The sequence below is a fragment of the Streptomyces sp. WAC 01529 genome (genome assembly GCF_003945545.1).
Classification (GTDB): domain Bacteria; phylum Actinomycetota; class Actinomycetes; order Streptomycetales; family Streptomycetaceae; genus Streptomyces; species Streptomyces anatolicus.
This window is the reverse complement of sequence record NZ_CP029617.1, coordinates 1,993,655-2,011,822: the sequence shown is the minus strand read 5'-3', so window position 1 is coordinate 2,011,822 and position 18,168 is coordinate 1,993,655. Positions and strand designations below refer to the sequence as shown.

21 protein-coding genes are annotated in these 18,168 nt (G+C 72.2%); 18 read left to right on the top strand and 3 right to left on the bottom strand.

Going from position 1 to position 18,168, the window contains the following annotated elements:
- Positions 1–972 (bottom strand): hypothetical protein, encoded by a 972-nt coding sequence (locus DMA15_RS09105; protein WP_125517494.1) that lies wholly within the window; start codon positions 970–972, stop codon positions 1–3.
- 170 nt (positions 973–1,142) lie between these two features.
- On the bottom strand, positions 1,143–2,657 hold the full coding sequence (locus DMA15_RS09100; RefSeq protein WP_240660182.1) for an oxidoreductase: 1,515 nt from the start codon (positions 2,655–2,657) through the stop codon (positions 1,143–1,145).
- Positions 2,658–2,881: 224 nt separating this feature from the next.
- Between DMA15_RS09100 and hisD the strand changes: the two genes are divergently transcribed.
- From hisD to hisF, 8 genes are read left to right on the top strand one after another with little or no spacing between them, the layout of a single operon-like run.
- Positions 2,882–4,204: a histidinol dehydrogenase gene (hisD, locus tag DMA15_RS09095; protein WP_125512270.1), complete on the top strand. Its 1,323-nt coding sequence runs from the start codon at positions 2,882–2,884 to the stop codon at positions 4,202–4,204.
- Complete coding sequence (locus tag DMA15_RS09090; RefSeq protein WP_240659724.1) at positions 4,201–5,325, top strand: histidinol-phosphate transaminase; 1,125 nt, start codon at positions 4,201–4,203, stop codon at positions 5,323–5,325. Before hisD ends, DMA15_RS09090 begins: the two co-directional genes overlap by 4 nt.
- Positions 5,322–5,915, top strand: coding sequence for an imidazoleglycerol-phosphate dehydratase HisB (hisB, locus tag DMA15_RS09085; RefSeq protein ID WP_030783956.1), 594 nt, complete (start codon positions 5,322–5,324; stop codon positions 5,913–5,915). Before DMA15_RS09090 ends, hisB begins: the two co-directional genes overlap by 4 nt.
- A 3-nt stretch (positions 5,916–5,918) precedes the next feature.
- On the top strand, positions 5,919–6,083 hold the full coding sequence (locus tag DMA15_RS36585) for a hypothetical protein (protein WP_055527442.1): 165 nt from the start codon (positions 5,919–5,921) through the stop codon (positions 6,081–6,083).
- Between the two features lie 17 nt (positions 6,084–6,100).
- Positions 6,101–6,742, top strand: coding sequence for an imidazole glycerol phosphate synthase subunit HisH (hisH, locus tag DMA15_RS09080; RefSeq protein WP_125512268.1), 642 nt, complete (start codon positions 6,101–6,103; stop codon positions 6,740–6,742).
- Complete coding sequence (priA, locus tag DMA15_RS09075; RefSeq protein ID WP_125512267.1) at positions 6,739–7,464, top strand: bifunctional 1-(5-phosphoribosyl)-5-((5-phosphoribosylamino)methylideneamino)imidazole-4-carboxamide isomerase/phosphoribosylanthranilate isomerase PriA; 726 nt, start codon at positions 6,739–6,741, stop codon at positions 7,462–7,464. Before hisH ends, priA begins: the two co-directional genes overlap by 4 nt.
- Positions 7,461–7,856, top strand: a complete 396-nt coding sequence (locus tag DMA15_RS09070; protein ID WP_125512266.1) for a Rid family hydrolase — start codon at positions 7,461–7,463, stop codon at positions 7,854–7,856. Before priA ends, DMA15_RS09070 begins: the two co-directional genes overlap by 4 nt.
- Entirely contained in the window at positions 7,853–8,608 is a 756-nt protein-coding gene (hisF, locus tag DMA15_RS09065) for an imidazole glycerol phosphate synthase subunit HisF (protein ID WP_125512265.1), read from the top strand. Before DMA15_RS09070 ends, hisF begins: the two co-directional genes overlap by 4 nt.
- An 18-nt stretch (positions 8,609–8,626) precedes the next feature.
- On the opposite strand, the gene DMA15_RS09060 is transcribed toward hisF, so the two are convergent.
- Positions 8,627–9,262 carry a TIGR03085 family metal-binding protein gene (locus DMA15_RS09060; RefSeq protein WP_125512264.1) on the bottom strand — a complete coding sequence of 212 codons (636 nt, stop codon included), beginning with the start codon at positions 9,260–9,262 and terminating at the stop codon, positions 8,627–8,629.
- Between the two features lie 82 nt (positions 9,263–9,344).
- Between DMA15_RS09060 and hisI the strand changes: the two genes are divergently transcribed.
- The 10 genes from hisI to lgt all read left to right on the top strand — a co-directional run bounded on the left by hisI (position 9,345) and on the right by lgt (position 18,133).
- Positions 9,345–9,731, top strand: coding sequence for a phosphoribosyl-AMP cyclohydrolase (gene hisI / locus DMA15_RS09055; RefSeq protein ID WP_125512262.1), 387 nt, complete (start codon positions 9,345–9,347; stop codon positions 9,729–9,731).
- Positions 9,732–9,742: 11 nt separating this feature from the next.
- Positions 9,743–11,245 (top strand): anthranilate synthase component I, encoded by a 1,503-nt coding sequence (locus DMA15_RS09050; protein ID WP_125512261.1) that lies wholly within the window; start codon positions 9,743–9,745, stop codon positions 11,243–11,245.
- 7 nt (positions 11,246–11,252) lie between these two features.
- Complete coding sequence (locus DMA15_RS09045) at positions 11,253–11,960, top strand: TIGR02234 family membrane protein (protein ID WP_125512260.1); 708 nt, start codon at positions 11,253–11,255, stop codon at positions 11,958–11,960.
- Between the two features lie 106 nt (positions 11,961–12,066).
- Positions 12,067–12,291: an HGxxPAAW family protein gene (locus tag DMA15_RS09040; RefSeq protein WP_125512259.1), complete on the top strand. Its 225-nt coding sequence runs from the start codon at positions 12,067–12,069 to the stop codon at positions 12,289–12,291.
- 113 nt (positions 12,292–12,404) lie between these two features.
- The gene (locus DMA15_RS09035; protein ID WP_240659723.1) at positions 12,405–12,848 is read left to right on the top strand and encodes a DUF2752 domain-containing protein; all 444 of its coding nucleotides are present in this window, start codon (positions 12,405–12,407) and stop codon (positions 12,846–12,848) included.
- Between the two features lie 141 nt (positions 12,849–12,989).
- Positions 12,990–13,799, top strand: coding sequence for an indole-3-glycerol phosphate synthase TrpC (trpC, locus tag DMA15_RS09030; RefSeq protein ID WP_125512255.1), 810 nt, complete (start codon positions 12,990–12,992; stop codon positions 13,797–13,799).
- 309 nt (positions 13,800–14,108) lie between these two features.
- Positions 14,109–15,395 carry a tryptophan synthase subunit beta gene (gene trpB / locus DMA15_RS09025; RefSeq protein WP_125512253.1) on the top strand — a complete coding sequence of 429 codons (1,287 nt, stop codon included), beginning with the start codon at positions 14,109–14,111 and terminating at the stop codon, positions 15,393–15,395.
- A 14-nt stretch (positions 15,396–15,409) separates the two neighbouring features.
- On the top strand, positions 15,410–16,225 hold the full coding sequence (gene trpA / locus DMA15_RS09020) for a tryptophan synthase subunit alpha (RefSeq protein ID WP_125517491.1): 816 nt from the start codon (positions 15,410–15,412) through the stop codon (positions 16,223–16,225).
- A gap of 62 nt (positions 16,226–16,287) precedes the next feature.
- Positions 16,288–17,064, top strand: a complete 777-nt coding sequence (locus DMA15_RS09015) for a thioredoxin domain-containing protein (protein WP_125512252.1) — start codon at positions 16,288–16,290, stop codon at positions 17,062–17,064.
- A 91-nt stretch (positions 17,065–17,155) separates the two neighbouring features.
- Positions 17,156–18,133: a prolipoprotein diacylglyceryl transferase gene (lgt, locus tag DMA15_RS09010; RefSeq protein WP_125512250.1), complete on the top strand. Its 978-nt coding sequence runs from the start codon at positions 17,156–17,158 to the stop codon at positions 18,131–18,133.
- Positions 18,134–18,168 lie beyond the last annotated feature (35 nt).

Below are 18,168 nucleotides of genomic sequence, written 5' to 3'. Positions count from 1 at the left end.
CTAATGCTCGCCGGAGCGCACGCGTCCGCGCGGCGGTCGCAACGGCGTCATCGACGCCACTTCGATGCGTACGCCGTCGCGCAGCTCCAGGAACTGGCCAAGTGGATCGTCGGCCATCCGGTCCCAGGGGAAGGACGTGGCGTACGGGCCGATCAGACGCAGCTGTTCCAGGGCGTCGTCCCAGCGTTCCAGGCGCACCAGTACGTACGCGAGGAGGTTGCGGACCTCGGCGGGCCAGGGGTCGGCCGCCTCGTACTCCCGGGAGAGGCCGATCGCGAGGTCGGCCGCCGCGTCCAGGCGCTCGCGCGGGACCTTCCCCGAGGGGCTCGTCAGATAGGCGAAGGCGGCCCGCGCCGGAAGGGCCTGTATCAGCGAGCCGGGCAGCGCGTCGGCGGCGGCACGCTCGGCGAAGTCGAAGCACTCGCGGTGCGAGCCGTACCAGGCCGCCGAGAGGTACTGGAGGGCCGAGGCGTGGCAGCCGTAGTGGTACGAGGAGCGGCGCACCGCCTCCCCCCACAGCTGTTCGAAGACGGTGTGCGGGGCGTGTGTGCCGCGCGCGTGGTCCAGGGCGATCCGCCAGGGCACCGGGTCGCGCGGGTCGGCCTCGGCGGCGGCGGTGAGCAGCGGGCTCATCTCGCGCAGCAGCTCGGCGCGGGCCGGTGACTCCCAGCCGCGGACGACGGCCAGTTCGGCCTTGACGAGCAGGGCGTCCGGGTCGTGCGGGGAGGCGCCGAGCCAGTCGTCGAACCACTCGGGGCGGGAGCGGGCGAAGGCGGCGAGGCGGGTGGTGTAGCGGTCGCGGTTCTCCCACTCGGCGGCCTCGCGGGTGGTGGCGAGCAGCTTGGCGGCCGGGCCGTGGTCGCCCCGGCCGGCGGCGACGAGCGCGGGGGCGAGCCGCTCGTCGGGCGCGTCGAGGAGTACCTCCTCGTCCGGCGGCAGTCCGGCGGCGAGGCGCGGGGTGTGCCGGACCATGCGGGCGGTACGGATGAAGGCACGCAACACCGTGCCCTCCTTTGCCTCAACCGGGCCGCGGACGCGGGGTGCCGGTCACCGTCGTGGTTGCTCAATTGTTGGTCGCGCAGGGAGGACGGTCAAAGGGAGGGGAAGGTTGCCCGCGGCCGGATAACGGTTCGGCGGCGGCCTCAGCTGCGCCGCAGCAGCCGCGTCGCCCCCGCCGCCACCGTCGTCGCCAGGACCCAGCCGAGCAGGATCAGCGCCGTCGAGAACCACTGCCAGCCGCCGCGCAGCTGCCAGTAGCTGTCCTGGCCGAGGTTGATCACGGGGAGCAGCAGGTCCAGGGAGAAGAGCGCCGGGTTCCAGTGCGGGTGCTCGCCCGGTTTGATCGCCGGGTGGTCCGCGTGCGAGAACGCCACCGCGCTGATCGCCCACAGCACCGCCATCCACACGGCCGCGCGCCCGGGCCGGTAGCCGTACGCGACCGTCCAGTCCTGCGCGTATCCCCACAGCTTCGCCGCCAGTGGCAGCGTCTCGCGGCGGCGCCGCTGCTTGGCGAGGAGGACCTCGCGGGCGTCGGCGTCCTCCCCGCCGTTGCGCAGGACGGCGGCGAGCTTCTCGTACGGCTCGGGGTTGTACTCGGCGGTCGCGGCCGCCACCCAGCTCAGCCGCCCGGAGAGCGGGAAGCTGCCCAGCGGGACGAGGTTCTCGTAGGTGAAACCGCCCATCTGGAGGCCGCCGGGGCCGGGCCAGCTCGCCGCCCTGTCGATGAGGTTGACCACCTTGGCGCCGGACAGCACGACCTTGCCGCGCTGCGGCGCCTCGCCGAGGAAGCGCAGCTCGGGCGTCTGGACGCGGCGCAGCGAGATCTCCTGGTCGTGCTGGAGCGTGAAGCGGGCCTGCGCGAAGTCGATGGCGTCGCCGAAGCGGCCGTCGTCGAGACGGATGCCGCCCTCGCACTCGAAGCGCTGCACGCGCGTGCCCCGCGCCGGGGTCATGCCGCTGGTCTGCGGCGGATTGCCGACGGCGGCCGGGGTCAGATACAGCGTGCGCTCGACGGTCAGCTGGGGGGCGTTGAGCGCGTGCCGCCCGTACTGGTTGATCAGCTTGCTGCCGCGCAGGCTCAGCGAGACGCCGACCTTCGCGCCGCGCAGGCTCAGCTCGCCGTGCGACTCCATCATCTCGGCCTGGAGGTCCTGTCCGACGGCGAGCCCGTCGCCGGTGATCGAACGGCCGCGCCGGTCGCGGTAGACCACCGCCTGGTTCAGGAGCAGGTCGGTGCCGATCTGGGCGTCGGTGAGGCGGATGCCGTTGTGGACCCGGCAGCGCGGCAGGTGCAGATCGCCCTCCGTGTGCAGCCGGGCCGCCTCGATGCGCGGGATCGAGCAGTCGACGAGGCGCAGCGTGGCGAAGCGGGACTCGGGGAGCACGACCTCCTTCTCGAAGCGGCAGTGCTTCATCTCCGTGTACGGCACGACCGTTCCGCCCGCGAGATCGAGCACGTCCGTGATCTGCACCCCGGCAAGCTTCAGCGAGGAGACCCGGCCCGCGAGCGCCGGCGGGCCGTCGAGCAGCAGCCAGCACACGATGCGCGCCCGCACACTGCGCTCGGGACCCCAGGGGTGCCCGCCGTGCGGATCGTCCGCGAGGGCGTTGCCCGATCTGAGGTCGTAGACGCTGCCGTTGCGGAAGGCCTGCCACATGCCGATCTCGGCGGCCGTCAGCCCGTCCGGCGGGTCCCCGGTGCCCGCGTCGTCGACCACTGCCCTTGCCTCCCCGTCCTGCGGTGCACTCTTGCCTCGTACACCTGTTTCATGCCCGCTCTGTGACCGACTGAACGCTAGTGGTGAACGGCGTCCAGCGGGATCCGTATCAGCCACTGATACAGGCGACCGACGTCGAAAGAAGGTCTGAGAGAATTGGCCATGTGATCTCTCGAATCGATCTGCGCGGCGACGCCCTCCCCGAGGGCCCCGCCCTGCGCGCCCTGCTGCCCCGTGCCGACTTCGACGTCGCGGCCGCCCTGGAGAAGGTGCGGCCCATCTGCGAAGACGTGCATCATCGCGGCGACGCGGCGCTGATCGAGTACGCCGAGAAATTCGACGGCGTGCGCCTCGACCAGGTCCGGGTGCCGGCCGCGGCGCTCACGCGTGCCCTCGATGAGCTGGACCCGCAGGTCAGGGCCGCTCTGGAGGAGTCCATCCGGCGTGCGCGCATCGTGCACCGGGCGCAGCGCCGCACCACCGAGCGCACCGAGGTCGCACCGGGCGGCGTCGTCACCGAGAAGTGGGTCGCGGTCGACCGCGTGGGCCTCTACGCCCCCGGCGGGCGGGCCGTCTACCCCTCCTCTGTGATCATGGACACAGTCCCGGCGCAGGAGGCCGGGGTGCCGTCCATCGCGCTGGCCTCACCCGCCCAGAAGGAGTTCGGGGGCCTGCCGCACCCGACGATCCTCGCCGCCTGCGCGCTCCTCGGGGTGGACGAGGTGTACGCGGCCGGCGGCGCCACCGCCGTCGCGATGTTCGCGCACGGCACCGAGTCCTGCGCCCCGGCGAGCATGGTGGCCGGGCCGGGCAACATCTGGGTCGCGGCCGCCAAGCGCTACTTCACGGGCAAGATCGGCATCGACGCGGAGGCAGGCCCCACCGAGATCGCCGTCCTCGCCGACGACTCGGCCGACCCCGCCCACGTGGCGTCCGACCTGATCAGCCAGGCCGAGCACGACCCGCTGGCCGCCTCCGTCCTGGTCACCGACTCCGCGGAGCTGGCCGCCGCGGTGGAGCGGGAACTGACCGCCCAGGTCGCCGTCGCCAAGCACCGCGACGAGCGCATCGAGCCCGCCCTGCGCGGCGAGCAGTCCGCGATCGTCCTCGTCGACGCCATCGAGGACGGCCTGGCGGTCGTGAACGCCTACGGAGCCGAGCACCTGGAGATCCAGACCCGCGACGCGGCCGAGCTGGCCGAAAAGGTGCGCAACGCGGGCGCCGTGTTCGTCGGCCCCTGGGCACCCGTCTCCCTCGGCGACTACTGCGCGGGCTCCAACCACGTCCTGCCGACCGGCGGCTGCGCCTGCCACTCCTCGGGCCTGTCCGTCCAGTCGTTCCTGCGCGGCATCCACATCGTCGACTACACCCGCGAGGCGCTCGCCGAGGTCACCCACCACGTGGTCACCCTCGCCGAGGCCGAGGACCTCCCCGCGCACGGGGCCGCGCTGAAGGCCCGGTTCGGATGGAAGGTGCCGGGCCAGTGAGCGACGTACGCATCGACGACCTCCCCATCCGCGACGAGCTGCGCGGCAAGTCCCCCTACGGCGCGCCCCAGCTCGACGTGCCCGTACGCCTGAACACCAACGAGAACCCCTACCCGCTGCCCGAGCCGCTCGTCGAGCGCATCGCCGAGCGCGTGCGCGAAGCCGCCCGCGACCTCAACCGCTACCCCGACCGGGACGCGGTCGAGCTGCGCACCGAACTGGCGCGCTACCTCACCCGCACCTCGGGCCACGAGGTCGGCCTCGCCCACGTCTGGGCGGCCAACGGCTCGAACGAGGTCATCCAGCAGCTCCTGCAGACCTTCGGCGGCCCCGGCAGGACGGCCATCGGCTTCGAACCCTCGTACTCGATGCACGGCCTGATCGCGCGCGGCACCGGCACGGCCTGGATCTCCGGACCGCGCCACGACGACTTCACCATCGACGTGGAGGCGGCCGCGCAGGCCATCGCCGACAACGAGCCGGACGTCGTCTTCATCACCACGCCCAACAACCCCACGGGCAGCGCCGTCCCGGCCGACACGGTCCTCGCCCTGTACGAGGCGGCGCAGAAGGCCAAGGCCGCGACCGCCGGGGCGATCGTCGTCGTCGACGAGGCGTACGTCGAATTCAGCCACGGCGACTCGCTGCTCCCCCTGATCGAGGGGCGGCCGAACCTCGTCGTCTCGCGGACCATGTCCAAGGCGTTCGGCGCGGCCGGGCTGCGCCTCGGCTACCTCGCCGCCCACCCGGCGGTCGTCGACGCCGTGCAGCTCGTGCGCCTGCCGTACCACCTGTCGGCCGTCACCCAGGCCACCGCGCTCGCCGCCCTGGAGCACACCGACACGCTCCTGAAGTACGTCGAGCAGCTCAAGGCCGAGCGCGACCGCCTCGTCACCGAGCTGCGCGCGCTGGGCTACGAGGTGACCGACTCCGACGCCAACTTCGTGCAGTTCGGACGGTTCCCCGACTCCCACCGGGTGTGGCGGCAGATCCTCGACCGGGGCGTCCTGGTGCGGGACAACGGCGTACCGGGATGGCTGCGGGTCACCGCGGGAACCCCGGCCGAAAACGACGCGTTCCTCGATGCGGTACGCGAACTCAAGAAGGAGCACGGCGCATGAGCCGCGTAGGACGGGTCGAACGGACCACCAAGGAGACTTCCGTCGTCGTCGAGATCGATCTCGACGGCACCGGCAAGGTCGACGTGTCGACCGGGGTCGGTTTCTACGACCACATGCTCGACCAGCTCGGCCGCCACGGCCTGTTCGACCTCACGGTCAAGACCGAGGGCGACCTGCACATCGACTCCCACCACACCATCGAGGACACCGCGCTCGCGCTCGGCGCCGCCTTCAAGCAGGCCCTCGGCGACAAGGTGGGCATCTACCGCTTCGGCAACTGCACGGTCCCGCTCGACGAGTCGCTCGCCCAGGTGACGGTCGACCTCTCCGGCCGCCCCTACCTCGTGCACACCGAGCCCGAGAAGATGGCGCCGATGATCGGCGAGTACGACACGACGATGACCCGGCACATCCTGGAGTCCTTCGTCGCGCAGGCGCAGATCGCCCTGCACGTCCACGTGCCCTACGGACGCAACGCCCACCACATCGTGGAGTGCCAGTTCAAGGCCCTGGCCCGCGCCCTGCGGTACGCCTCCGAGCGCGACCCGCGCGCGGCGGGCATCCTTCCCTCCACGAAGGGCGCGCTGTAACCGATGACGGGCCTCAACACCATCCTCATCGTCGTCGGTCTCTTCCTGATCGGCGGCATCATCTCCTTCGTCAAGCAGGGGATGCCCAAGAGCCTGATCACGCTGCTGTCGATCGCCGCCGTGATGTGTCTGGCGGCGGGCATCCTGCGGCTCGACTACTGGAACTGACGGGAGGCGTACGACAGATGAGCACTCCCAAGAAGGTCGTCGTCTTCGACTACGGCTTCGGCAACGTCCGCTCCGCCGAGCGCGCCCTCGCGCGCGCGGGAGCCGACGTGGAGATAACGCGCGACTACGACAAGGCCATGAACGCCGACGGCCTGCTCGTGCCCGGCGTCGGCGCCTTCGCCGCCTGCATGCGGGGCCTGAGGGAAGCGCGCGGCGACTGGATCGTCGGGCGGCGCCTGGCCGGTGGACGTCCCGTGATGGGCATCTGCGTGGGCATGCAGATCCTCTTCGAGCGCGGCATCGAGCACGGCGTGGAGACCGAGGGCCTCGACGAGTGGCCCGGCACGGTCGAGCCGCTGAAGGCCGAGATCGTCCCGCACATGGGCTGGAACACCGTCGAGACCCCGGCCGGCTCCACCCTCTTCAAGGGCCTGGACGACGACGCCCGCTTCTACTTCGTGCACTCCTACGCCGTGCACCACTGGTCCCTCGAAGTCGCGAACCCGGCGATGCGCGCCCCGCACGTCACCTGGTCCACGCACGGCGAGCCCTTCGTGGCGGCCGTCGAGAACGGCGCCCTGTGCGCCACGCAGTTCCACCCCGAGAAGTCCGGCGACGCCGGCGCCCAGCTCCTCACCAACTGGATCGGAACCCTGTGAGCACCCTCGAACTCCTTCCCGCCGTCGACGTCCGCGACGGCCAGGCCGTACGCCTCGTCCACGGCGAGTCCGGCTCGGAGACCTCCTACGGCTCCCCGCTGGAGGCCGCCCTCGCCTGGCAGCGGTCGGGCGCCGAGTGGCTGCACCTGGTCGACCTGGACGCCGCGTTCGGCACCGGTGACAACCGCGAGTTGATCGCCGAGGTCGCGGGCGCCATGGACATCAAGGTCGAGCTGTCCGGCGGCATCCGCGACGACGCCTCGCTGGCCGCCGCCCTCGCCACCGGCTGCACCCGCGTCAACCTGGGCACCGCCGCCCTGGAGACCCCCGAGTGGGTCGCCAAGGTCATCGCCGAGCACGGCGACAAGATCGCGGTCGGCCTCGACGTACGCGGTACGACGCTGCGCGGCCGCGGCTGGACCCGCGACGGCGGCGACCTCTACGAGACCCTGGAGCGCCTGAACTCCGAGGGCTGCGCGCGCTATGTGGTCACCGACATCGCCAAGGACGGCACGCTCCAGGGCCCCAACCTGGAGCTGCTGCGCAACGTCTGCGCGGCGACCGACCGCCCGGTGGTCGCCTCCGGCGGTGTCTCGTCGCTGGACGACCTGCGCGCCATCTCCGAGCTCGTCCCGCTCGGCGTCGAGGGCGCCATCGTCGGCAAGGCGCTGTACGCGAAGGCGTTCACGCTGGAAGAGGCGCTGGAGGCCGTGTCCCGATGAGCGGCGTACGACGAGTACAGAGCGGGAGCCCCTGGGAGGAGGCCTTCGGCTTCGCCCGGGCCGTCGCGGCGGGCGACCGGGTCGTGGTCGGCGGCACCACGTCCTTCAAGGGCGACATCCTGCACGGCGAGGGCGACCCCTACGAGCAGACGCGGGTCGCCATCGCCAACGCGCTCGCGGCGATCGCCGAGTTCGGGCTCGGCCCCGACTCCGTGACCGCCGTGCGGCTCCTCATCACCCACGCGCGGGACGTCGAGGCGGTGGGACGCGCGCACAAGGAGGTCTTCGACTCCGTGCGCCCGGTGATGACCATGGTGGTCGTCTCCGGCTTCGTCGACTCGCGCATCCTGGTCGAGGTGGAGCTGGAAGCCTACCGAGGAGCCCCCGCATGACGCTCTCGGTACGCGTGATCCCCTGCCTGGACGTGGACAACGGCCGCGTCGTCAAGGGCGTCAACTTCCAGAACCTGCGCGACGCGGGCGACCCCGTCGAGATGGCCAAGGTCTACGACGCCGAGGGCGCCGACGAGCTGACCTTCCTGGACATCACCGCGTCCTCCGGCAACCGCGAGACGACCTACGACGTGGTGCGCCGCACCGCCGAGCAGGTCTTCATCCCGCTCACGGTCGGCGGCGGCGTGCGCACCGCCGAGGACGTCGACAAGCTGCTGCGCGCGGGCGCGGACAAGGTCGGCGTGAACACGGCGGCGATCGCCCGCCCCGACCTGATCCGCGAGATCGCCGAGCGCTTCGGCCGCCAGGTCCTCGTCCTCTCGGTGGACGCGCGGCGCACGGCGTCCGGCTCCTTCGAGGTGACCACCCACGGCGGCCGCGAGTCCGCCGGGATCGACGCCGTCGAGTGGGCGCACCGGGCCGCGGAGCTGGGCGCGGGCGAGATCCTGCTCAACTCGATGGACGCCGACGGCACGAAGGACGGCTACGACATCGAGATGATCGAGGCCGTACGCAAGCACGTCACCGTCCCCGTCATCGCCTCGGGCGGCGCGGGCCGCCTCGCACACTTCCCCCCGGCGATCGCGGCGGGCGCGGACGCGGTCCTCGCGGCCTCGGTCTTCCACTTCGGCGATCTGCGGATCGGCGAGGTGAAGGAGACGCTGCGGGAGGCGGGACACCCGGTGCGCTAGCCGGCGAGCGCTCTACCCCTAGAGGCCCAGCTGCTTCGTCTCGTGGAGTGCCGCGATCGCGTCCTTGTCGCCGTCCAGGGCCACGTCGGCGACGTCCTGCCTGCCGTACGCGAACAGCAGCAGCTCGGACGGCTCGCCGGTGGCCGTCACCACCGGGGTGCCCCGGTGGGCCACCGCCGTCTGGCCGTTCGGACGGCGCAGGACCAGGCCCACCGGCGCCTTGCGGCCCACCAGGCGGGCCGTCCGTTCCAGCCGGGACCACAGGGCGTCCGAGAAGACCGGGTCGAGGTCGCGCGGGGTCCAGTCGGGGCGCGCCCGGCGCACGTCCTCGGTGTGGATGTAGAACTCCACGGAGTTCGAGGCCTCGTCCACCTGCTTGAGGTTGAAGGGCGAGAAACGCGGCGGGCCCGTCCTGATCAGCTGGATCAGCTCTTCGTACGGCTTCGCGGCGAACTCGGCCTGCACCCGCTCCAGGCGGCCCGCCAGCTGCTTGATCAACAGCCCGCCCGCCGCGTCCGCGCGGCGCTCGCGCACCACCACGTGGGCCGCGAGATCGCGGGTCTTCCAGCCCTCACAGAGGGTGGGGGCCTCGGGCCCCTCCGCCTCCAACAGATCGGCGAGGAGAAGTCGTTCACGCTTCGCATGGGTCGACATACGGGCAAGCCTACGACCGTCCTCCCGGTCCGGACAGTGGACGTGCGCGGAGCGGCCCGCGCCCGCGCGGCACAATGGGCCCATGACCAGCGTCCCCCCGCCCAGCAGCGGCCTCGACCCGGAGATCGCCGCGCGCCTCAGGCGCAGCGCCGACGGCCTCCTCCCCGCCATCGCCCAGCAGTACGACACCGGTGAGGTGCTGATGCTCGGCTGGATGGACGACGAGGCGCTGCACCGCACCCTCACCACGGGGCGCTGCACCTACTGGTCCCGCAGCCGCCAGGAGTACTGGGTCAAGGGCGACACCTCCGGACACTTCCAGTACGTCAAGGAAGTCGCCCTGGACTGCGACGCCGACACCGTCCTCGTCCAGGTCGACCAGGTCGGCGCCGCCTGCCACACCGGCACGCGCACCTGTTTCGACTCCGACGTACTGCCCCTGTCCGACGTGCCCGCGCCCGGTCAGTAGGGTCTGCTGCCATGGACCTGGAGACCTTCCGCAAGCTCGCGACCGACCGCCGCGTCATCCCCGTCAGCCGCAAGCTCCTCGCGGACGGCGACACCCCCGTCGGCCTCTACCGCAAGCTCGCCGCCGAGCGCCCCGGCACCTTCCTCCTGGAGTCGGCGGAGAACGGCCGCAGCTGGTCCCGCTACTCCTTCGTGGGAGTCCGCAGCGCCGCCACCCTCACCGTCCGCGACGGCGAGGCCCACTGGCTCGGCACCCCGCCCGTCGGCGTCCCCACCGCGGGCGACCCGCTCGCCGCGCTGCGCGCCACCGTCGACATACTGCACACCCCGCGCGACCTGGCCGGACAGCTGCCGCCCTTCACCGGCGGCATGGTCGGCTACCTCGGCTACGACATCGTGCGCCGCCTGGAGAAGATCGGCCCGGGCGAGCGGGACGACCTGAAGCTCCCCGAGCTGACCATGCTGCTCACCAGCGACCTCGCCGTCCTCGACCACTGGGACGGCTCGGTCCTGCTGATCGCCAACGCGATCAACCACAACGACCTCGACACCGGCGTCGACGAGGCCCACGCCGACGCGATCGCCCGGCTCGACGCCATGGAGGCCGACCTCTCGCGCCCCGTCGCCCAGCCCCCGGCCGCGCTCCCGGCCTCCGAGCTGCCCCCGTACACCGCCCTGTGGGGCGGCGAGCAGTACCAGGAAGCCGTCGACGACATCAAGGAGCGCATCCGGGCCGGCGAGGCCTTCCAGGTCGTGCCCTCCCAGCGCTTCGAAACGCCGTGCACGGCAAGCGCGTTGGACGTCTACCGCGTGCTGCGGGCCACCAACCCGTCGCCGTACATGTACCTCTTCCGCCTCGACGGATTCGACGTCGTCGGCTCCAGCCCCGAAGCCCTCGTCAAGGTCGAGGACGGGCGCGCCATGGTCCACCCCATCGCCGGGACCCGGCACCGCGGCGCCACCCCGCAGGAGGATCAGGCCCTCGCCGACGAACTCCTCGCCGACCCCAAGGAGCGCGCCGAGCACCTGATGCTCGTCGACCTCGGGCGCAACGACCTCGGCCGGGTCTGCGAGCCCGGCTCCGTCGAGGTCGTCGACTTCATGTCCATCGAGAAGTACTCCCACGTCATGCACATCGTCTCGACGGTCACCGGGCAGGTCGCCGAGGGCCGCACCGCCTTCGACGTGCTCACCGCCTGCTTCCCCGCGGGCACCCTCTCCGGCGCCCCCAAGCCCCGCGCCATGCAGATCATCGACGAACTGGAGCCGTCCCGGCGCGGCCTGTACGGCGGCTGCGTCGGCTACCTCGACTTCGCGGGCGACTCCGACACCGCCATCGCCATCCGCACCGCCCTGCTCCGTGACGGCACGGCGTACGTCCAGGCCGGGGCCGGTGTCGTCGCCGACTCCGACCCCGTCGCCGAGGACACCGAGTGCCGCAACAAGGCCGCCGCCGTGCTGCGCGCCATCCACACGGCCAACCGCCTGCACGCCCCCGCGAGCCGTGAGGGATAGTGGACAGGTGACTTCCGCAGTACCACCGCCCCGGACCGACGCCAAGACCGACGACCAGCCCGAGACACGGCCGGAGGCCGGGACCGGGCGCCGGACCGAGCGCGAACCCGAGACCCGGGAACAGCGCGGCAGCAGGCGCAGCATCGCCGCCGCACTGCTGCTCGGCGCCGTCGGCGCGGCCCTCGCGCTGCTCGCCTCCCGCCAGGCCTGGGCCCACGGAACGGCGTCGGTGGCCGGCGGCGACCTGCCGCTGACCGCCCAGGGCAGTGACGTCACCGGCGTCCCGGCGGCCCTCGCCATAGTGGGCCTCGCCGCCCTCGTCGCCGTCTTCGCGGTCCGCCGCACCGGACGCGTCCTGGTCTCCCTGCTGCTCATGCTCAGCGGCGCGGGCACCGCGGCCGCGGCCCTGCTCGGCGCGCGCGACAGCGCCGCACTCGACGAGAAGGCCGCCACCGCCTCCGGGGACGCCGCCGCCACCATCGGCGGCCTCAGCCACACCGGCTGGCCGTACGCCGCGGCGGCCGCGGGCGTCCTGCTCCTGCTCGCCGGGCTCCTCGCCCTCACCTACGGCCGCTCCTGGCCCGCGATGTCGGGGCGCTACGAACGCGACGGCTCACCGAGCCCCCGCAAGGCCCGCCGCGCCCCGGACCCGGAACGGCCCGAGGAACTGTGGAAGGCGCTCGACCGCGGCGAGGACCCGACGCGCGAAGCCTGACCCCGCGCTCAGAGCGGCCCCGCGAGTACGGGACAATGGCAGCGAGCGCACGACTCGCGGTGGGCCTCCCACCGACTACCACGCATACAGCAACGAGGAGCAAGTCATGGCGGGCAGCAGCCACGGACACACCCCGGCCGCCTGGACCGGTGTCATCATCGCCTTCATCGGTTTCTGCGTCGCGGGTGCCTTCATGGTGATGGCGAACGTGCCCGGGTTCTGGGCCGGTATGGCCCTCGTCGTGGTCGGCGGCCTTGTCGGCCTCGTCATGCGCGCCATGGGCCTCGGCGCGGAGAAGCGCCCGCAGCGGGAGATCCGCGCCGAGAGCTGACATACGCCGTACGACACGCGGTACGAGAAGAGGCGGTCCCCGCAGCAGCCGGGGCCGCCTCTTCGCGCGTGCGCCCCCGGGCGGCGGCCCCGCGCGCGGTGCACAATGCACGGGTGACCGCCGAGACCGAGAGCGCCGAAACCGCCCGCGGGCGCGCGTCCGCCCTGGTGGGGCGGCTCCTCGTGCCGGCCGGTCTGCTCGCCTTCGTCGCCGGTGCCTTCGCCTACGTCGGCGCCGTCGACCCCAACGAACCCGGCCACTACCCCGCCTGCCCGCTGCTGCGCCTCACCGGCCTCTACTGTCCCGGGTGCGGGGGCCTGCGCAGCGCCCACGCCTTCGTCCACGGCGACCTCGCCGCGGCCCTCGGCGCCAACGCGCTCGCCGTCATCGGATACGTCCTCTTCGCGGCGGTATGGGCCCTCTGGGTGGTCAGGGCGGCGCGCGGACGGCCGCTGCGGATCGCGCTCGGCGCCGCGCAGCTGTGGGGCCTCGGCGTGCTGGTCGCGCTCTTCACGCTCGTACGCAATCTGCCGTTCGGGTCATGGCTGCATCCATGAACCCGCAGGCCGCACGGGTGGTGAATGTCCAGGTCGTGGGACGGGCGTCAACCGGATGCGGAGCCTTCGCCCTCCTGCGGATACCATCGCAGTGACCAGATTGATCGTCAGCTTCAACCGTCAGGGAAGGGGACCGCTCGCGTGAGTGTGCTCGACGAGATCATCGACGGAGTCCGTGCCGACCTCGCGGAGCGGCAGGCGCGCGTCAGCCTCGACGAGCTGAAGGAACGCGCGGCCAAGGCTCCCGCGGCCAAGGACGGCGCGGCCGCTCTGCGCGGTGACGGCGTCAAGGTCATCTGCGAGGTCAAGCGCTCCAGCCCCTCCAAGGGTGCCCTCGCCGCGATCGCCGACCCCGCCGGACTCGCCGCCGACTACGAGGCGGGCGGCGCCGCCGTCATCTCCGTGCTCACCGAGGAGCGCCGCTTCGGCGGCTCGCTCGCCGACCTGGAGGCCGTCCGCGCCAAGGTCGAGATCCCGGTGCTGCGCAAGGACTTCATCGTCACCTCGTACCAGCTGTGGGAGGCCCGGGCGTACGGCGCCGACCTCGCGCTGCTGATCGTCGCCGCCCTGGACCAGCCCGCCCTGGAGTCCCTCATCGAGCGCGCCGAGTCGATCGGCCTCACGCCGATCGTCGAGGTGCACGACGAGGAGGAGGCCGAGCGCGCCGTGGACGCGGGCGCCCGTGTCGTCGGCGTCAACGCCCGCGACCTCAAGACCCTCAAGGTCGACCGCACGGTGTTCGAGCGGATCGCCCCCGAGCTGCCGGACAGCGTCGTCAAGATCGCCGAGTCCGGTGTGCGCGGCCCGCACGACCTGATCGCGTACGCCAACGCGGGCGCCGACGCGGTCCTGGTGGGCGAGTCCCTGGTGACCGGCCGCGACCCGAAGACCGCGGTCTCCGACCTCGTCGCCGCGGGCGCGCACCCGGCCCTGCGCCACGGACGGGGCTGACCGCACCCCATGGCCATCTCCGCCCGCCTCGCACCCGGCTGCCGCCCCCGCGGCTGCCGGGCGCCCGCGCGGCGCGTGCGGGGCAGGCGCGTGCGGTACCACATCGGCTCGGAGCCGGGCCAGATCCCCGGAATGCGATGGCAGCGCGGCGCCTTGTGCGCCGCCTGAGCTGAAAGCGCCCCGTCAGGGGCGCGAGGAACTGCGCGACCAGCCCACGACGGGCCGCAGTCGCGCCGAGTCCTCGAACGGCAACGGCGACAAGGCGTACGCGAGACAGACGTCAACCCACGCCTCAGCGAGGAATCAGCCATGCCCAGCCAGTTCTTCATCCCGGACCCCGAGGGTCAAGTCCCCAGCGCCGAAGGCTACTTCGGCGCCTTCGGCGGCAAGTTCATCCCGGAGGCCCTGGTCGCCGCCGTGGACGAGGTGGCCGTCGAGTACGACAAGGCCAAGAGCGACCCCGCCTTCGCCGCCGAGCTGGACGACCTGCTCGTCCACTACACGGGAAGGCCGAGCAGCCTCACCGAGGTCCCCCGCTTCGCGGAGCACGCGGGCGGCGCCCGCGTCTTCCTCAAGCGCGAGGACCTGAACCACACCGGCTCGCACAAGATCAACAACGTGCTCGGCCAGGCCCTGCTCACCAAGCGCATGGGCAAGACCCGCGTCATCGCGGAGACCGGCGCCGGTCAGCACGGCGTCGCGACGGCCACCGCCTGCGCGCTCTTCGGCCTCGAATGCACCATCTACATGGGCGAGATCGACACCGAGCGCCAGGCCCTGAACGTGGCCCGCATGCGCATGCTCGGCGCCGAGGTCATCGCCGTGAAGTCCGGCAGCCGCACCCTGAAGGACGCCATCAACGAGGCGTTCCGCGACTGGGTCGCCAACGTGGACCGCACCCACTACCTCTTCGGGACCGTGGCGGGACCGCACCCCTTCCCCGCCATGGTCCGCGACTTCCACCGCGTCATCGGCGTCGAGGCCAGGCGGCAGATCCTGGAGCGCGCCGGGCGCCTGCCCGACGCCGCCGTCGCCTGCGTGGGCGGCGGCTCCAACGCCATCGGCCTCTTCCACGCCTTCATCCCCGACAGGGACGTACGCCTCATCGGCTGCGAGCCCGCCGGACACGGCGTCGAGACGGGCGAGCACGCGGCCACGCTGACCGCGGGCGAGCCGGGCATCCTGCACGGCTCCCGTTCTTACGTGCTCCAGGACGAGGAGGGCCAGATCACCGAGCCCTACTCGATCTCCGCCGGACTCGACTATCCCGGCATCGGACCCGAGCACGCCTACCTCAAGGACAGCGGCCGCGGCGAGTACCGCGCGGTCACCGACGACGCCGCGATGCAGGCCCTGCGGCTCCTGTCCCGCACCGAGGGCATCATCCCGGCCATCGAGAGCGCCCACGCCCTCGCCGGGGCGCTCGACATCGGCAAGGAGCTGGGCAAGGACGGGCTGATCGTCGTCAACCTCTCCGGGCGCGGCGACAAGGACATGGACACGGCCGCGCGCTACTTCGGCCTGTACGACACGGACGCCACCGTCGAGGCGGACGCCTCCGCCACCGGCGCGGAGATCAAGGGGGACGCCAAGTGAGCGGCGCTGCATCCATCGGCGGCAACATCCAGCTGCTGAACGACACCCTGGCGGCCGCGAAGGCCGAGGGCCGCTCGGCGCTCATCGCCTACCTGCCCGCCGGTTTCCCCACCGTCGACGGCGGCATCGAGGCCGTGAAGGCGGCCTTCGACGGCGGCGCGGACATCGTCGAGGTCGGCCTGCCGCACTCCGACCCGGTGCTCGACGGCCCGGTCATCCAGACCGCCGACGACATCGCCCTGCGCGGCGGCCTCAAGATCCGCGACGTGATGCGCACGGTCCGCGAGGCCCATGAGGCGACCGGCAAGCCGGTGCTCGTCATGACGTACTGGAACCCCATCGACCGCTATGGCGTGGAGCGCTTCACCGCCGAGCTGGCCGAGGCGGGCGGCGCGGGCTGCATCCTGCCCGACCTGCCCGTCCAGGAGTCGGGACTGTGGCGCGAGCACGCCGAGAAGCACGGTCTGGCCACCGTCTTCGTCGTGGCGCCCAGCAGCAAGGACGCACGGCTCGCCACGATCACCGCGGCGGGCTCCGGCTTCGTCTACGCGGCGTCGCTGATGGGTGTCACCGGCACCCGTGAGTCGGTGGGCGAGCAGGCGCAGGACCTGGTGCGGCGCACCAAGGCCACCACCGACCTGCCGGTCTGCGTGGGCCTCGGCGTCTCCAACGCCCGCCAGGCCGCCGAGGTGGCGGGCTTCGCCGACGGCGTGATCGTCGGTTCGGCCTTCGTGCAGCGGATGCTGGACGCCCCGGACGAGCGCGCCGGGCTCGCCGCCGTGCGCGCGCTCGCGGCCGAACTCGCGGACGGGGTGCGCGGCGGCGCGTAACTCGTACGAGTGGACCTGGACCGGGGAGGCGCGCTCGCGCCTCCCCGGTTCGTTGGCGGGGTGTGAGTGAGAAGAACCGTGAGGCAAAGCGATCGGCCCGTGAGCGGCTGGCGGAAGAGCGAGAGCGGCAGAAGGCCCGCGACAAGAAGCGCCGTGCGCTGATCGTCGGCGCCGCGGTGGTCGGCGTCCTCGGCCTCGCCGCCGTGGTCGGAGTGCTCGCCGCCAGTTCCGGCGACGACAAGAGCGACACGGCGGGCCCGGTCTCCGTCCCCGAAGGGGCGAACGGCAAGGACCGGCTGTCGCTCCCGCTCGGCAAGGAGAGCGCGAAGTCGACCCTCACCATCTGGGAGGACTTCCGCTGCCCGGCCTGCAAGCAGTTCGAGGACGGCTTCCGCACGACGATCAACGACCTCGCCGCCAAGGGCCGGCTCAAGGTCGAGTACCACCTGACCACCCTCATCGACGGGAACATGGGCGGCAGCGGCTCGCTGCGCGCGGCCAACGCGGCGGCGTGCGCCCAGGACGCCGGCAAGTTCCCGGCCTACCACGACGTGCTCTTCAAGAACCAGCCCCCGGAGCCCGACGACGCGTACAGCAAGAACGGCCGGTTGATCGAGCTGGCCGAAGAGGTCGACGGCCTCGTCACGGACTCCTTCAAGAAGTGCGTCGAGGACGGTAAACACGACAGCTGGGTCGCCAAGTCGCACAAGGCCTTCCAGGACGCGAAGCTCCAGGGCACCCCGACCGTGCTGCTGAACGGCAAGAACATCTACGGCCAGCAGAATCCCCTGAGCCCGCAGAAGCTGCGGCAGCTGGTGGCGGACGCCGACAAGCGCTAGCGCCGGGGCCCGCGGGCCGGGCGCCTGTTATGGACCCGTAGCCGGGCTGGTTGCCGCCCCCGCCGCCCGGCACGGTAGCGTCGGTCCTGCCATGGACCTTGCCTTCATCCCCAGTCCGTCGCGCGGTGTGGTCGAACTCGGACCCATTCCGCTGCGCGGCTACGCGTTCTGCATCATCATCGGCGTCTTCGTGGCCGTCTGGCTCGGCAACAAGCGGTGGGTCGCCCGCGGGGGCCGGCCAGGCACCGTGGCGGACATCGCCGTGTGGGCCGTTCCGTTCGGCCTCGTCGGCGGGCGTCTCTACCACGTGATCACGGACTACCAGCTGTACTTCAGCGAGGGCCGTGACTGGGTCGACGCCTTCAAGATCTGGGAGGGCGGCCTCGGCATCTGGGGTGCGATCGCGCTCGGCGCGGTCGGCGCGTGGATCGGCTGCCGCCGCCGGGGCATCCCCCTGCCGGCCTGGGCCGACGCGCTGGCTCCCGGCATCGCCCTCGCCCAGGCCATCGGCCGCTGGGGCAACTGGTTCAACCAGGAGCTGTACGGCAAGCCCACGGACCTGCCCTGGGCGCTGAAGATCACCTCGGCGGAGGACGGCCGGATCCCCGGCACCTACCACCCCACCTTCCTCTACGAGTCCCTGTGGTGCGTCGGCGTCGCCCTCCTCGTCATCTGGGCCGACCGCCGCTTCAAGCTCGGGCACGGGCGGGCGTTCGCGCTCTACGTCGCCTCGTACTGCGCGGGGCGCGGCTGGATCGAGTACATGCGGGTCGACGACGCGCACCACCTCCTTGGCCTGCGGCTGAACGTGTGGACCGCGATCGTGGTCTTCGTCCTCGCGGTGGTCTACCTCGTGGTGTCGGCGAGGACCCGCCCCGGGCGCGAGGAGATCGTGGAACCGAGTGCCTCCGACGAACTCACCTCAGGTGAGGCGGGCGGCGACGACAAGGCCGACCGGGTGAAGCTGGACAAGAGCGAGGCGGAGGCTTCGGGGGAGGCGGCCGAGCCTTCCGGTGACGGGGCCGAGTCGTCTTCCGGCGGAGGGGCCGAGTCGGCCAAGAAGGCCTGAGCGCGTCCGTTCGTACGGTGACGGGGGCCCCGGAT